The organism is Streptomyces sp. NPDC058051, from assembly GCF_042885475.1.
Lineage (GTDB): Bacteria > Actinomycetota > Actinomycetes > Streptomycetales > Streptomycetaceae > Streptomyces.
The window spans coordinates 1-15,285 of record NZ_JBHVRW010000001.1; the positions used below are offsets into that span (position 1 = coordinate 1).

The following is a 15,285-nucleotide window of genomic DNA, read 5'->3' on the forward strand; positions in this document are numbered from 1 at the left end:
GACCTCGTCGACTACGGCGTCGTCGGCGACCTCTTCCAGGTCGTCCCCCAGCTCACCGACGAGATCAAGTCCCGCAAGGGCTGACCCCGACCAGAGCTTCCTACCCCGACGCTCCGGGGCCGCGTGGTGATCACCCCACACGGCCCCGGACCGTTTCTGATCACCGTTGACGCAGGTTCGAGGCACTTATAGCTTCGCTGTACGGACTGTTGATTCCATGAAGCGGAATGTGACGTGCTGCGGAGGGTGTGGACATGAGTCATCAGGAGAAGGTGGCAACGAGCCTCGCCGGTGCGGTCCGCGAGGAGATCGGAGCCTCTCTCGCCGCGGTCGACGCCGAGCTTGCCCGCCGATACCCCGGGGATCCGGGGACGCGCCAGCCGGTCCACACGGTCTACGTCCCCGGCGACGCCTTCGACGCCGGCACCATCCGCTCCTGGGGCGACCAGGCCCTGAAGGCCCTCGACGCACACGCGCCCGACGCTGCCTCGCTCGCCGCCGTCCTCGGCATCCCGGACGCTCTCGCCGGACCCGTCCACGACCGGGTGCGCGCCAAACTGGAGCGCGAGCCCGTCGAGGACCTGCGCATCGACTTCGAGGACGGTTACGGCCCCCGCCCCGACGCCGAGGAGGACGAGGCCGCCGCCCGCGCCGCCCGGCTCGTCTCGGAGGCGTACGGGAACGGCACGGCCGCTCCGTACATGGGCATCCGGATGAAGTGCATGGAGGCTGCGGTACGCGACCGTTCCATCCGGACCACGGACATCTTCCTCACCGGCCTGATACGGGCCGGCGGCCTGCCCGACGGGCTGGTCCTCACCCTGCCCAAGGTGACGTACCCCGAGCAGGTCACCGCCTTCGTCCGACTCCTCGAAGCGTTCGAGTGGACGCACGGGCTGCGAGCCGGCCGGCTCGCCTTCGAGATCCAGATCGAGACCAGCCAGTCCATCCTGGCCGCCGACGGCACCGCCACCGTCGCCCGCCTGATCGACGCCGCGCAGGGCCGCGCCACGGGTCTGCACTACGGCACCTTCGACTACAGCGCCTGCGTCGGCGTCAGCCCCGCCCATCAGGCCTCCGACCACCCCGCCGCCGACCACGCCAAGGCCGTCATGCAGGTCGCCGCGGCAGGCACCGGCGTACGGGTGTGCGACGGCTCCACCAACGTCCTCCCGGTCGGCCCCACCCACCAGGTCCACGACGCCTGGCGGCTCCACTACGGCCTCACCCGCCGCGCCCTGGCCCGCGCCTATTACCAGGGCTGGGACATGCACCCGGGCCATCTGCCGACCCGGTACGCGGCCGTCTACACCTTCTACCGTGAGGGCTTCGAGCAGGCCGCCGCGCGGCTCGCCGCCTATGTGGCCAAGGCCGGAGGCGACGTCATGGACGAACCCGCCACGGCGAAGGCGCTCAGCGGGTATCTCCTGCGCGGCATCGACTGCGGCGCCCTCGACACCGCCGAGGTCGCGCGCCTGACCGGGCTGACCCGCGCGGACCTGGACGCGTTCGCGTCGGCGCGCCCGGGGAGCCCGCAGTGATGGTGCAGGAGCATGCCCGCTCCGGGTCCGGTGAGCCCGCAGCGATGGCGCAGGAGCACGCCCGCTCCGGGCCCGCGCTGTCTCTTCCTCGGGTCGGCACGGGCTGAGGTCCGAACCGTCGGCCCGGCAGATCTCCGAAATCCGGCCTCGGTCGCCGGGTTCGCCCGGTCCGTGGAGCCGTCCGCGGACCGGGCCTTCGATGTTCCCGTCCTGCTGAACCTGGGCCCGTCGCCGCCGGACGCCCGGGCCTCCGCACACGCACGCAGGCCGCGGAAGCGCGAGCGGCGCCCGCCCGTGGCAGGCGGGGCGGTGCCTGCCGGCGTTCCGGCTCAGGGGGGCGGCAGCTCGCCGGAGCCGCGGGCGATGAGCGTGGTCGGGAGCTCCACCCGCGTCGGCGCGTCGTCCGCGCCGTCCAGCCGGCGGAAGAGACGCTCGGCCGCCGTCCGCCCCACGGCCGCGGCGTCCTGGGAGATGACCGTGATGCCCAGCAGGTCGGCGAGTTCGATGTCGTCGAAGCCGACCAGGGCGACCGGACGCTCCCGGTCCGCCAGCACACGTACCGCCGTGACCGTCACGCGGTTGTTGCCGGCGAACAGCGCGGTGACGGGTTCGGGCCCCGAGAGCATCGTCTCGGCCGCCGTCCGGACCCGCCCGGGGTCGGTGGAACCGAGGGAGACCCAGGAGTCCCGGACCGTGATCCCGGCGTCCGCCATCGCGGCGTGATAGCCGCGCAACCGTTCGGTGGCGGTGTGGATACGGGGCAGGTCACCGATGAATCCGATCCTGCGGTGGCCGTGCGCGATCAGGTGTGCGACCCCCTCGCGAGCGCCGCCGAAGCTGTCGGAGAGGACCATGTCGGCGTCGATCCGGCCGGCCGGGCGGTCCACGAAGACGGTCGCGATGCCCGCCTTCATCTCCGGTTCCAGATAGCGGTGGTCGTCGCCCGCCGGAATCACGATCAGTCCGTCCACCCGGCGGGCGCACAGGGCGAGCGCGAGCTCCTGCTCGCGCTCCGGGTCCTCCGCGCTCGACCCGTTGATGAGCAGAGCGCCGTGCGCGCGGGCGACCTCCTCCACGGCGCGGCTCAGCGGACCGTAGAAGGGGTCGGCGAGATCCTCCAGGACCAGGCCGATCGAGGCGGTGCGGCCCTTGCGGAGCACGCGCGCACTGTCGTTGCGGCGGAAACCGAGCGCCTCGATCGCTTCCTGCACCCGGCGCTCCGTGTCAGCGGTGACCCCGGGCTCGCTGTTGACCACGCGCGAGACCGTCTTGAGGCCCACTCCGGCACGGGCGGCGACATCCTTCATGGTCGGCCGGTTTCCGTAGCGGGGTTCGGGGTGACGGGCGGTCTCGGCCACGGTGCGCTGTCCTGTCGTCGGGTGCGGGCCGCCGGCGGGTCGCAGTCGGGTGCTGCGGAGCGGGCCGAAGGCTGTGGCGTCGAGCATAGGCCCTGGACAACGTTGTCAGCAGTCGGGAGACTATGCAGACTGTGTACTGAAGATGCAGGTCCCGCCCTCACCCATCCGGAGTCCACCCCGATGCATACCGACCTCGTCGCCGCGCTCGACATCGGCGGCACCAAGATCGCCGGCGCCCTGGTCGACGGAGCCGGCGCGCTTCTCGTACGGGCGCAGCGGCCGACGCCCGCCCGAGAAGGCGGCGAGACGGTCATGGGTGCGGTGGCGGAGGTGTTGGCCGAATTGACGACCTCGCCGTTGTGGGGGCGGGCGGTTGCCGTGGGCATCGGCAGCGCGGGTCCGGTGGACGCGTCGGCGGGGACGGTCAGCCCGGTCAACGTTCCGGGCTGGCGTGACTTCCCGCTGGTGGAGCGGGTACGGAAGGCCACCGGTGGGCTGCCCGTCGAGCTGGTCGGCGACGGGGTCGCGATGACGGCGGCCGAGCACTGGCTGGGTGCGGCCCGGGGGCATGACAACGCGCTGTGTCTCGTCGTGTCGACCGGGGTGGGTGGAGGGCTGGTCCTCGGCGGCAAGCTCCACCCGGGGCCCACCGGAAACGCCGGTCACATAGGCCACATCAGCGTGGATCTGGACGGCGATCCGTGTCCGTGTGGTTCCCGCGGCTGTGTCGAGCGGATCGCCAGCGGACCGAACATCGCCCGACGGGCCCTGCGGGCCGGCTGGCGGCCGGGCCCGGACGGCGACGAGACAGCCGCAGCCGTGGCCGCCGCCGCCCGGGCCGGACATCCGGTCGCCATCGCGTCGTTCGAGCGCGCCGCCCAGGCGCTGGCCGCCGGAATCGCCGCCACCGCCACGCTCGTCGAGATCGACATCGCCGTGATCGGCGGGGGAGTGGCGGGCGCGGGCGAGGTCCTGTTCGCCCCGTTGCGCCGGGCCCTGCGCGGCTACGCCACGCTCTCCTTCGTGCGGCAACTCACGGTGGCTCCCGCGGAGATGGGCACGGATGCCGGTCTGGTGGGCGCAGCCGCCGCCGCCTCGTCGGTCGGGCCGGTCGGGTCCTCGCCGACGACGGCGCCGAGCGGCTGAACGCCGCCGGTGGCCGGGCGAGTTCCGAACGGACGGCGCGCGGTGGGCGACGCGGTCCGGCAGCCGTGCGGGCAGGAGCCGCCGACTGCCGCGGCCGTGCCTGCCGGCCGCGCGTGGAACCCGCCACTTGACGTCCCGCGCAGGCCACCCGCCAATAGGATCCACTGATGGGGGGCGAGCCAGGGGCTACGAAGAGGAACGAGCGCGTGACGAGGGTGACGAACAGGGCCGACGGACGCGGAACGCAGGTTCCGCGAGGCCCGGGGTGAGGGCCCGGATCGGTCACAGTCCTGCGGCTGCGTCTTCCTGATCCTGGTCGTGGTCCTCGTGTGGCTGCTCACCCAGGACGGCGGAATCAGGTTCTGAACCGCGGTGCAGTCCTGGGGCGTTCGCAGTCGCTCCGCCCACCGGACCCGGCCACCATCGGTGAGGCCCGCGCCAGGCCGGCCAGGCCGATGGGTGCTGCTGACCCGCTGAGGTCGTGGACCTGCGCCGCCACGCGTCCCTGAGGCGGCGTCTCCTGCGCCCCTCGGGTCGGTCCGCCGAGTGGCGTCGCATACAGGCGTACGCCTCCTGGGCGGGGGCGTCGCGTCGCTCTACGTCGAGGTCGGTGCGTGCCACGAGTTCTGCGCGAGGAGGAACGGCGCACCGCGGCCGGACGCCCGATTCACAGCGCACCCTTGCGGTCGCTCTCGCTCGCCGTGGGCCGGGTGGCTTCGTACGCGTGCGCTTTGGTTCCCTGCCACTGGACGACGGCAGGGTTGTCGAGGATGCGCTCCGGATCCGACAGCCCGGCGTCGGCGAGGAACTCGATGAGGTCGTGATCGCTGTGCGCGAGCCCGAGCCGTTCGTCGCGATGGTTGACGTGCACGCTCACGGGCCGGGCTCCGGAGGGCGTGGGTGCGTGGATGGTGATCGGTGGTGTCGGCATGATTCCAGGGTGGACCGGGGCGGCGGTGCGCGCATCCGGGTGGCCCGGACGTGCCGGGTGGCCGGGGCAAGGGCCCGGACAGGGGCGACCGACACGTCCCGGCCCTGCGGTTGCTTCGCATCGGACGGGCGGGACGCGACGATTCCCGGGGGTGCCCCGGTCCTGTGGCCCCTCGGGTCCGCGGAGGACGGGCGGAGGACGGGCGGAGGGCGGTGGGGGGCAGGGCGGGCCCTATGTCGCGTACACGGACGTCGCGCACCTGTTTCGCGCGTGAAGCGTGACGCTGTGCGGGCATGAGCGGCCCCTGCGGGCATGGCCGGACCCCCGCCGCTCGGACGGGGGCCCGGGGTCTGCGTCTACTCGTCGTCGGTGATCAGCGGATCCTTCGGGCCGGTTTTTCCGGGCATGCGCTTCTGGGCGTCGTCCAATGCTTCCTTGGCCTGCCCCTTGGCCTGTTCGGCCTTGCCCTCGGCTTCCTTGCGGCGGTTGCCGGTCATCTTGCCCAAGGCTTCCTTCGCCTTGCCCGTGAGTTTGTCCTTGCCGCTTCCGTGAGCCATCACGACTCCTCGCGTGGACGAATTCTTTCCCTACCAAACTAAGACGGTTCGGGGGACGGTGCACGACGTGGCCGCGGTGTCGGCGAGGCGCCTCCCCGGCATGTCTCGCCGCGGTGTCCGTATCCGGCGTCGAGCCTGTTCGCCGCGGTCGGCCCGGCCTTCCCCGCCGGCTGCGGACGGGATCCCGCCTCGACGGACCTTGTGGCTGTCTGTGGCGCGGAACGCCGGGCCGACCCGACTGCCCCGCGGCTCTCCCGCCGGAATGCGTTCCAGCACCGTACGCTGCACGCTTTGCCCTCTTTCCTCCTGTGGTCGTGACAGCCGCCCGCCGCCGTCGTCGCGGCCGTGGGAGGCCCGGGTTCGTGCAGGGGGATGCTCACCGACGGCTTTCGGCCACCCCATTCGTTCGGCAGGATCGCCACGGTCGGGTTTTCGCGGCAGGGTGTTGCGGGCAAGCCACAGGGGGCTACGGAAGAGGGGGAAGCGTGATCGTCTGGATCAACGGTGCGTTCAGTGCGGGCAAGACGAGCGCCGCGCGCGAGCTGGTCGATCTGATCCCGAACAGCACGTTCTACGACCCCGAGCTGATCGGCGCGGGACTGCGGTATCTGCTGCCCCAGAAGAGACTTGCCGAAGTGACGGACTTCCAGGACCTGCCGATCTGGCGGCGTCTGGTGGTGGACACCGCCGCCGCGCTCCTCGCCGAGGTGTCAGGTGTGCTGGTGGTGCCGATGACACTGCTGCGACAGGAGTACCGCGACGAGATCTTCGGAGGGCTGGCCTCGCGGCGCATTCCGGTGTGCCATGTGCTGCTCTCACCCGAGGAAACGATCCTGCGGGAACGGATCGCCGGCCGGGTGGAGTTCGCCGAGGACCCGGAGCACAGCGAACGGATCCGGCAGTGGGCCTATGAGCACATCGAGCCGTACCGGGTGGCGCTCGGCTGGCTCACCCGGGACGCCCACACCATCGACACCAGCGCGCTCACCCCGCAGGAGACGGCCGAGCGGATAGCCGACGCGGTCCGCACCGGAGCGGCCACCGCGTGCGAGATCGTGCAGACGCCCGAACCGACCGCGGAGACCGTCGCGGCCGGCGTACTCCTCTTCGACGAACACGACCGGGTGCTGCTCGTCGACCCGACGTACAAGCCCGGTTGGGAGTTCCCGGGGGGAGTGGTCGAAACCGGCGAGGCACCGGCACAGGCGGGGGTCCGCGAAGTGGCCGAGGAGATAGGCATCCACCTCGAACAGGTGCCGAAACTGCTCGTCATCGACTGGGAGGAGCCGGTTCCTCCCGGATACGGAGGGCTGCGCCTGCTCTTCGACGGTGGCCTGCTGGCCGCGGCGGACGCCGGACGCCTCCTGCTGCCGGGCTCCGAACTGCGCGGCTGGCGGTTCGTCACGGAGGCGGAGGCGGCCACGTTGCTGCCTCCCACCCGCTACGAACGACTGCGCTGGGCGCTGCGCGCCCGTGAGCGGTCAACCGTGCTCAACCTGGAGGCCGGAGTCCCGGTCGGCTGAGGCACGCGGCACGGCGGCCGCCTCGACGGCGAGCGGATCGCCGTGCCCGGAACAGGCCGTGGCCGGTTCCGACGCGGTCGGCCGTCGGAACGAGGCCCCGGCCTGCGCCCGGTCGAGGTCGAGACCCCCGCGCGGGAGCCGGCCGGTCCGGTGACGCCGTGTCAGGCCTGCTTGGATTCCGCGTAGTTCCGCAGGAACAGGGCCTCGGCGAGGGACAGCCGCTCCAACTCCTCGGGGGACACGCTCTCGTTCACCGCGTGGATCTGTGCCTCCGGCTCGCTCAGGCCGATCAAGAGGATCTCTGCCTCCGGGTAGAGGGCGGCAAGGGTGTTGCAGAGCGGGATCGAGCCGCCCATTCCGGACGTCTGCATCTTCTCGCCGGGGTACGCGGCCTCCATCGCCCGCGCCATCGACGTGTACGCCGGGCTGGAGGTGTCCGCGCGGAACGGCTGGCCCTGTCCGACCTGCTCCACCGACACCCTGGCGCCCCACGGCGCGTGCGCCTTGAGGTGCGCGGTCAGCAGTTCGGTCGCCCGGACGGCGTCCTGGCCCGGCGGCACCCGCAGGCTGATCTGCGCCCGCGCACTCGCCTGCAGCGACGGTGTCGCTCCGACCACCGGCGGGCAGTCGATTCCGATGACGGTGACGGCGGGGCGCGCCCAGATCCGGTCGGCGACCGTACCCGTACCGATCAGCCCGACGCCGTCGAGAACCCTCGCGTCCTTCCGGAACTCCGCTTCCGCGTACTGCAGTCCGTCCCATTCGGCGTCCGGGGCGAGGCCGTCGACGGTCGTGGTGCCGTCCTCGGCGCGCAGCGACGCCAGCAGCTGGATCATCGCCGCCAGCGCGTCAGGGGCGGCGCCGCCGAACTGCCCGGAGTGCAGGTTTCCTTCGAGGGTGTCGAGCGTGACCCGCAGCATGGTCATACCGCGCAGCGTCGCGGTGACCGTCGGCAGGCCGACCCGGAAGTTGCCCGTGTCGCCGATGACGATCGAGTCGGCGCTCAACAAGTCGGGGTGCGCCTCGACGTACCGCTCCAGACCGCCGGTGCCCTGTTCCTCGGAACCCTCGGCGATCACCTTGACGGAGACCGGGACACCGCCGTCGGCCTTCAGGGCGCGCAGCGCGAGGAGGTGCATGACGAAGCCGCCCTTGCAGTCGGCCGCGCCGCGGCCGAACCAGCGTCCGTTCCTCTCCGTCAGCTCGAACGGCGGGGAGAGCCAGGCGGACTCGTCCAGCGGCGGCTGCACGTCGTAGTGGGCGTAGAGCAACACGGTGGGCGCACCGGCCGGGCCGGGCAGGAAGCCGTAGACCGACTGGGTGCCGTCGGGGGTGTCGAGCAGGGCGACATCCTGGAAGTCCTCGGCGCGCAGGGCGTCGGCGACCCAGTTGGCGGCCGCCTCGCACTCGCTCTTCGGGAACTGCGCGGGGTCCGCCACCGACTGGAAGGCCACGAGCTCGGTCAGCTCCGCCTTGGCGCGGGGCATCAACGAGGCAATGGTCTCGGAGATCGGACGGGCGGTCATGGGCACGCTCCTCGTGGGTGCGACGTTATGCGTACGAATCGGGGTACATGCGCACCGGGTGTGCGGTCTTGCATGTACGGCGAACACATAGTCGATCCTCCCACAGCGGGGGCCGGGCCGGGCGCGCCGTAGGATGCCGTGAGCAGCATGGGCCACTGGTGGGATCGGGAGCAGAAGCACATCGTGAGCAGCGAGAACGCAGACGCCGTACAGGAGCACGAAGAGTCGTCCGTGTGGGATGTCGTCGTAGTCGGTGGCGGACCGGCCGGAGCCTCCGCGGCATACGCGGCGGCGGTCGCCGGCCGACGGGTACTGCTCCTTGAGAAGGCGGAACTGCCCCGCTACAAGACGTGTGGCGGGGGCATCATCGGGTTCACGCGTGACGCGCTGCCGCCCGGTTTCGAACTGCCGCTGCGGGACCGGATCCACGCGGTCACGTTCTCGCTCAACGGCAGGCTGGCGCGGACCCGCCGCTCCAAGCGGATGCTCTTCGGGCTCATCAACCGCCCGGAGTTCGACGCGGGGCTGGTGGAGGAGGCACAGAAGGCCGGAGCCGAACTCCGTACCGGAGCCACCGTCACGAGGGTCGAGCAGCACGGCGCCGCCGTGCCGGACCGGCGCACGGTCGCCGTGGTGCTGTCCGGTGGCGAGACGGTCCTGGCCCGCGCCGTAGTGGGTGCGGATGGCAGCGCCGGGCGTATAGGAGCCCATGTCGGGGTGAAACTCGACCAGGTGGACCTCGGCCTGGAGGCGGAGATCCCGGTTCCCGAGACGGTCGCGGAAGACTGGGCGGGGCGGGTGCTGATCGACTGGGGCCCCATGCCCGGCAGTTACGGCTGGGTGTTCCCCAAGGGCGACACCCTCACTGTGGGAGTGATCTCGGCACGGGGCGACGGGGCCGGTACCAAGCGGTACTTGGAGGACTTCATCGCCCGGCTCGGTCTCGCCGGCTTCGAGCCGAAGATCTCCTCCGGGCATCTGACGCGCTGCCGCAGCGATGACTCCCCGCTGTCCCGCGGGCGGGTGCTCGTGTGCGGCGACGCGGCGGGGCTGCTGGAGCCGTGGACCCGCGAAGGCATCTCCTTCGCGCTGCGGTCGGGACGGCTCGCCGGTGAGTGGGCGGTCCGGATCGCGGAGTCGCACGACGCGGTGGACGCTCGACGCCAGGCGCTCAACTACGCCTTCGCCATCAAGGCGGGGCTGGGCGTCGAGATGGGGGTCGGACGGCGCATGCTGAAGCTGTTCGAGCGCCGTCCCGGAATGCTGCACGCGGCGCTGACGGGATTCCGCCCGGCGTGGAAGGCGTTCGCCGGTATCACCCGGGGGACGACATCGCTCGCGGAGCTGGTCCGTACGCATCCGCTGGCACAGCGGGCCCTGTCGGCGATGGACCGGTGACCGCCGAGGTCCGGGAACGGATCCCCGGCAGCTGAACCCGGGAGCGGGGGCCGGGCCGCACGGTCAGCCCTCCACGGTGATCCGGAAGACGGGGTGGTCCGGGCAGGCGGCCAGGATCTCCGCGTCCGAGGACTTGGCCGTGATGCCCTTGAAGTACTGGTTGACCTCCCAGCCCCAGCGCTCCAGGTAGGCGCGGAGGATCCGTGCCTTCTGCTCGTCGTCCGCGATCTCGACGGCCGTGAAGGTGCGGGTCCTCCGGCCCACGCGCAGCTCGCCGCCGCCGGCGACGCGCATGTTGCGCACCCACTGGGAGTGGCCCCGCGCGGAGACCAGATACTGCGTGCCCTGGTAGGTGTGGGGGTTCACGGGGATGCGCTGCATCTGCCCGCTCTTGCGGCCGCGCACCGACATCTCGGCCGAGCCGAGAAGGCTGACGCCGTGCCGTGCGAGCCGGCCGATGATGCTGTTCATCCGGACGTTGAACCGGCTGCCCTGGAGGTAGTACGGCTGAGACATGATGATCCCCCACTGTTTTGAGAGCGGTGCTCTCGCTTGAGATCAGTGTGCACGGAAGTGGTGCTCTAAATCAAGAGCACTGCTCTCATTGTTGATCGGCGCTCTTCTGCGTGGCAGAGTGGAGATCATGAGCACTGTCCGAGGAGCCAGGGAACGGGCCCGCATCGAGGTCACCGCCGCGATCAAGGACGAGGCGAGGAAGCAGCTTGCGGCCGACGGTGCCGCGAAGCTGTCGCTGCGCGCCGTAGCGCGGGAACTGGGCATGGCGTCCTCGGCGCTCTACCGCTACTTCCCCAGCCGTGACGAGCTCCTCACGGCCCTGATCATCGACGCGTACGACTCCCTGGGCGAGGCGGCCGAGGCCGCCCACCGGGCCGTCCGGGCCGATTCCGCCCGTCATCTCGCCCGCTGGACCGCCGTCGCCCACGCCGTTCGTGACTGGGCCCTGGCCCACCCCCATGAGTACGCCCTCATCTACGGCTCGCCCGTGCCGGGATACACCGCGCCGCAAGCGACGGTCGGCCCCGCGTCCCGCGTCGGCGTCCTGCTGATCGACATCGTCGGCGAGGCCTACCGCGCGGACGGTCTCGCCGTGCCGCCGCTCGCCGTCGAGCTGAGGGCCGAGGCCGAACGGATGGTTGCCGATTTCGCCCCCGGACTTCCCCCGGAGGTCGCCGTCCCGCTGATCGCCGCCTGGTCGCAGCTGTTCGGACTGGTCTCCTTCGAGATCTTCGGCCAGTTCCACCGGGTGGTGGAGGCGCGCGAGCCCTTCTTCCGGGAAGCCGTCACCGGACTGGCCCGCTCGGTCGGACTGCTCGGCCGCGGGGCCGACCAGTAGTACTTCGCCGGGTTCGGGACTCCCGGTCGAACCCGCGCCGGACCGACGGCGAGCGGAGGCGGCCCCAGGGTCTCGGGGCCGCCTCCGTTCGTCGTCGGTCCGGGCGCTACTTCTCCAGCACGGTGGTCCGCGCCAGCGGCAGGCCCAGCGTCTCCCGGAAGGAGAAGAACACCACCAGCGCGGAGACCGCCGCGAGCCCCATCAGGTAGAAGCCGGGTGCGAGGGGGGTTCCGGCGAGGGAGACCAGACCGGTCGCGACGAACGGTGCCGTGCCGCCGAACAGCACATAGGCGGCGGTGTAGCCAATGGCCGAACCGCTCGCCCGCAGCTGCCCGGGGAACATCTCGACCATCGCCGGCACGTTGGAGGTGCCGATCACGGCGACCAGCACGGCCAGGACCACCGTGCCGACGATCGCGCCCGCCAGCCCGGTACCGATCAGCCAGAACGCGGGCAGAGTGGCCACCGTGAAGCCGGCACACGCCACGAGCAGCATCGGCCTGCGGCCGAACCGGTCACTGGCCATGGCCATCAACGGGCAGGCCGCGCTGTAGGCCAGCATCGCCACCACGCTGGTCAGCATGGCCTGCGACTTCGTGTATCCGACTTCCTCGGACATGTAGGCGATCATGTAACTGCTCATCAGGTAGTACCCGACGGCATTGGTGATGCTGTACCCGAACAGGGTGAGCACCTGCCGTCGGCAGACCCGCCACGCCTCGCGCAGCGGCGCCTCCTGGACCACGTCGCTCTTCTCCAACGTCCGGAAGACCGGGGTGTCCTGGATGCGGCTGCGCAGATACAGGCCGATCAGGCCGAGCGGTCCGGCCAGCAGGAAGGGAACGCGCCAACCCCAGCTGTTCAGTGCGGCTTCGTCGAGCGAGGACGTGATCAGCAAACCGGTCATCGCGCCGGCGACGGAGGCGAAACCGACGGTGAGCGGCACCACGCTGGCATAACGGGCCCGGCGTCCTTCGGGGGCGTACTCCATGATGAAGGCCGAGGCCCCGGTGTACTCACCACCGGTGGAGAAGCCCTGCACGGCCCTCAGCAGGAAGAGCAGGACCGGTGCGACGATGCCGAGCGTCGCGTAGCTGGGCAGCAGGCCGATGAGCAGGGTCGAACCGCTCATGCACAGCACGCTGAGCGCGAGCATGCGGTTGCGGCCGATGCGGTCGCCGTAGCGGCCGAAGAAGGCGGCGCCGAGGGGACGCGCGATGAAGCCGCCGGCAAAGACGGCCCACGTGGCGAGCAGGGCCGCGGTCTTGTCGTACTGCGGGAAGAAGAGCCCCGCGATGGTCGCGGACATGATGGCGTACGCGCCCGAGTCGAACCACTCCACGAAGTTGCCGATGGCGGTGGCGGTGGCCACTTTGCGGCGTACGTCGGGCGCCTCGGGACCGGCGGGTGCCGCGGTCCCGGCCGAGAGGGGCGGGGACACCGGGGTGCTGCTGTCGGTCGTCATGTCCGTCCGTCCTTCCGGGGTGGCGTGGCGGTGTCGGCGCCGGCGGGGCTGAGGTCGCGGGCGCGCAGCGCGGCGCGCTGGACCTTCCCGGTGGCCGAACGGGGCAGTTCGTCGACGAACTCGATCAGCCGGGGATAGGCGAAACGGGAATGCGCGGCACGGGCGAAGCGGGTGATGTCCTGTGCCAGGGCCTGGTCCGGTTCGTGGCCGGGGCTGAGTTCGATCCACGCCTTGACGGCCTGGCCGCGTACCGGGTCGGGGACGCCGACGACTCCGGCGTCGGCGACGGCGGGGTGACCGCGCAGCACCGCCTCCACTTCGTAGGGCCCCACACGGTAACCGGACGTCTTGATGACGTCGTCGGTGCGGCCGAGGAACCAGAAGTACCCGTCCTCATCCATGACGGCCTGGTCCTTGGTGCGGTACCAGGAGCCGCCGAAGGACTCGGCCGATGCCTCGGGACGGTTCCAGTAGCCGAGCGGGAACTGCGGATTGGATCCGGCGCGCAGGCATATCTCGCCCGGCTGTCCGACGGCCACCTCCTGGTCGTCGGCGTCCATCAGCGCGACGTCCCAGCCGGGGAGCGGCCGGCCCATGGAGCCGGGCTTGACCGGTACGCCGGGGAAGTTGCCCAGCAGGGGGTACGACTCGGTGGATCCGTAGTAGTCCAGCAGGGTGACGCCGAACTGGGCACGGAACCACTCGATGAGATCGGGGGTGAGCGGCTCGTTCGAAGAGCACACCACCCGCAGCGACTGGGGGTGACGAGATCCCGCATCCGGGACATCGTGCATCATCTTACGCAGGAAGGTCGGGTTGACCAGGGCCGTTGTGACCTTGTTACGGGACATGGCGGCCAGCAGCCCCGCCGGGTCGAAACCGCCCGCGGGCCGGTACACGAGATGAACGGCGCCCGCCCGGAGAGGGCCCATGAGTTTGGCCATGGACCAGGCCCAGTCGCCGGCTCCGTAGAACACGTCGCCCGGACGAAGGTCGTGGCAGTAGCGGAATTCGTTGTGACCGAGCAGGGTGCGGTGGGCATGCACGATGCCCTTGGCCGCGCCCGTGGTCCCGGAGGTGTAGAAGATCAGCGCCGGGTCGTCGGGGCCCGTGTCGGCCGTTTCGTACACCGGAGGCAGCGCGTCGATCGCCGGGTCGTCGACGGTCACGACCGTGCCGTCGAAACCGGCGGCACGGTCCAGGGCGGAGGTCTCGGTCACCAGGACGGTGGCGCCGGAATCGGCCAGCCGGTAGCGGATGGGTTCGTCGGCCCACAGCAGCGACATCGTGACCAGGACGGCGCCGGTGTGCAGGACGCCCAGGTAGGTCGCCGGGGTGTCGGGGCGCTGCGGGAGCAGCACCGCGACCCGGTCGCCCTTGCGTACACCGAGCGCGTGCAGGTGGGCGGCGATCTGCCGGGAACGGTCCTGGATCTGCTGCCAGACGACTTCCTCGCGATGACCGGTGTGGTCCTCGAAGACGAGCGCGAGCCGGTCTCCGGGATGCCGATCTGCCACGTCGGCGGCCATGTTGTACCGGTCGGGGACGGTCCACCGGTGTTCTTCGACGAGGCGGCGGTAGGCCTTCTCGCCCTCGGGGACCGTACCGGTCCGTGGCGTGACGCTGGTGGTCATGGGGTACCTCTCCTGCGGGTGAGGGGCGGGGACGGGGTGGCGGTCTCAGCGGCGGCGGCCGGCCAGGAAGCGGGCCATCTCGCGCTGGGGTTCTCCGGTGGCGTAGGCGGCGGTGTGCACCTTCTTGGCCGCCTCGATCGCGTCGTCGAGGGCCGCGTCGTCCAGTTCGCGGAGCCGGCCCTTGGTGAGGGCGACCGCGCCGGGCGGGAGGTCGGCGAGACGGGCGGCCTCGGCCAGTGCTTCGGCCTTGACCTCGTCCTGTGCGACGAGGCGGGTGAGCAGGCCGAGCCGCTGAGCCTCGGTGCCGTCGACGAGACGGCCGCTGAGCGCGAACTCGGCCGTCTTCGCCCGGCCGAGGATGCCCCGCATGGCCCAGATACCGGTGATGCTGGGAATGCCCGAGAGCACTTCCGGCTGTCCCATCCGGACGGCTGCGTGACCGATGCGGAAGTCGGCGAGGAGCGCGAACTGGAACCCCGAGCCCGCGGCGACACCATTGACGGCGGCGACGACCGGCTTGTCCAGGCCGCGAACGGCGCGGAACAGCCGCCCGAAGTCGTCGATCCACGCCTCGGCGGCCGCGTGGTCGTCGGGATCGATGGCCGCCGTTTCGGCGAGGTCCTGACCGGCACAGAAGGCCCGCCCGGCGCCGGTGAGGACGACCGCGCGGCAGTGCTCGTCGTCGCCCAGCGATTCCAGCGCCGCGACCAGTCGGCTCCGCATCTCGGCCGTCCAGGCGTTGAGCTTGTCGGGGCGCGTCAGGGTGACCTCGGCGACATAGGCGTCGGCGGCTGCGGACGTCACCGGGTGGTGGGTGACGACGACGGTGCTGTTCTCGGTCATGACGACATG

Annotated in this window: 13 protein-coding genes; 5 read left to right on the plus strand and 8 right to left on the minus strand. The window is 71.3% G+C overall.

What is annotated here, in order from left to right; translation table 11 throughout:
• Positions 1–254: 254 nt before the first annotated feature.
• A complete protein-coding gene (locus tag ACFVUT_RS00005; protein WP_389641668.1) occupies positions 255–1,541 on the plus strand; it encodes a DUF6986 family protein in 1,287 nt (428 codons plus the stop codon).
• A gap of 329 nt (positions 1,542–1,870) precedes the next feature.
• On the opposite strand, the gene ACFVUT_RS00010 is transcribed toward ACFVUT_RS00005, so the two are convergent.
• Positions 1,871–2,899 (minus strand): LacI family DNA-binding transcriptional regulator, encoded by a 1,029-nt coding sequence (locus ACFVUT_RS00010; RefSeq protein WP_389641670.1) that lies wholly within the window; start codon positions 2,897–2,899, stop codon positions 1,871–1,873.
• Between the two features lie 180 nt (positions 2,900–3,079).
• Here ACFVUT_RS00010 and ACFVUT_RS00015 point away from each other — a divergent pair, with 180 nt between their 5' ends.
• On the plus strand, positions 3,080–4,045 hold the full coding sequence (locus ACFVUT_RS00015) for an ROK family protein (RefSeq protein ID WP_389641673.1): 966 nt from the start codon (positions 3,080–3,082) through the stop codon (positions 4,043–4,045).
• 667 nt (positions 4,046–4,712) lie between these two features.
• Here the strand turns inward: ACFVUT_RS00015 and ACFVUT_RS00020 are convergent.
• A complete protein-coding gene (locus ACFVUT_RS00020) occupies positions 4,713–4,976 on the minus strand; it encodes a hypothetical protein (protein WP_389641676.1) in 264 nt (87 codons plus the stop codon).
• A 356-nt stretch (positions 4,977–5,332) separates the two neighbouring features.
• The gene (locus ACFVUT_RS00025) at positions 5,333–5,533 is read right to left on the minus strand and encodes a CsbD family protein (RefSeq protein ID WP_389641679.1); all 201 of its coding nucleotides are present in this window, start codon (positions 5,531–5,533) and stop codon (positions 5,333–5,335) included.
• A gap of 485 nt (positions 5,534–6,018) precedes the next feature.
• On the opposite strand from ACFVUT_RS00025, the gene ACFVUT_RS00030 reads away from it, so the two are divergent.
• On the plus strand, positions 6,019–7,056 hold the full coding sequence (locus ACFVUT_RS00030; RefSeq protein WP_389641682.1) for an NUDIX domain-containing protein: 1,038 nt from the start codon (positions 6,019–6,021) through the stop codon (positions 7,054–7,056).
• 161 nt (positions 7,057–7,217) lie between these two features.
• On the opposite strand, the gene ACFVUT_RS00035 is transcribed toward ACFVUT_RS00030, so the two are convergent.
• Positions 7,218–8,582 carry a dipeptidase gene (locus tag ACFVUT_RS00035; protein WP_389641685.1) on the minus strand — a complete coding sequence of 455 codons (1,365 nt, stop codon included), beginning with the start codon at positions 8,580–8,582 and terminating at the stop codon, positions 7,218–7,220.
• A 147-nt stretch (positions 8,583–8,729) separates the two neighbouring features.
• On the opposite strand from ACFVUT_RS00035, the gene ACFVUT_RS00040 reads away from it, so the two are divergent.
• Complete coding sequence (locus ACFVUT_RS00040) at positions 8,730–9,980, plus strand: geranylgeranyl reductase family protein (protein WP_389643547.1); 1,251 nt, start codon at positions 8,730–8,732, stop codon at positions 9,978–9,980.
• A gap of 63 nt (positions 9,981–10,043) precedes the next feature.
• Here the strand turns inward: ACFVUT_RS00040 and ACFVUT_RS00045 are convergent, their stop codons facing one another.
• Complete coding sequence (locus ACFVUT_RS00045; RefSeq protein ID WP_389641688.1) at positions 10,044–10,496, minus strand: nitroreductase/quinone reductase family protein; 453 nt, start codon at positions 10,494–10,496, stop codon at positions 10,044–10,046.
• 127 nt (positions 10,497–10,623) lie between these two features.
• Between ACFVUT_RS00045 and ACFVUT_RS00050 the strand changes: the two genes are divergently transcribed.
• Positions 10,624–11,334, plus strand: coding sequence for a TetR/AcrR family transcriptional regulator (locus ACFVUT_RS00050; protein WP_389641691.1), 711 nt, complete (start codon positions 10,624–10,626; stop codon positions 11,332–11,334).
• A gap of 106 nt (positions 11,335–11,440) precedes the next feature.
• On the opposite strand, the gene ACFVUT_RS00055 is transcribed toward ACFVUT_RS00050, so the two are convergent.
• From ACFVUT_RS00055 to ACFVUT_RS00065, 3 genes are read right to left on the minus strand one after another with little or no spacing between them, the layout of a single operon-like run.
• Entirely contained in the window at positions 11,441–12,799 is a 1,359-nt protein-coding gene (locus ACFVUT_RS00055) for an MFS transporter (RefSeq protein ID WP_389641694.1), read from the minus strand.
• Complete coding sequence (locus ACFVUT_RS00060; RefSeq protein WP_389641697.1) at positions 12,796–14,433, minus strand: acyl-CoA synthetase; 1,638 nt, start codon at positions 14,431–14,433, stop codon at positions 12,796–12,798. Before ACFVUT_RS00060 ends, ACFVUT_RS00055 begins: the two co-directional genes overlap by 4 nt.
• A gap of 45 nt (positions 14,434–14,478) precedes the next feature.
• Complete coding sequence (locus ACFVUT_RS00065; RefSeq protein ID WP_389641699.1) at positions 14,479–15,276, minus strand: enoyl-CoA hydratase/isomerase family protein; 798 nt, start codon at positions 15,274–15,276, stop codon at positions 14,479–14,481.
• Positions 15,277–15,285: the final 9 nt, after the last annotated feature.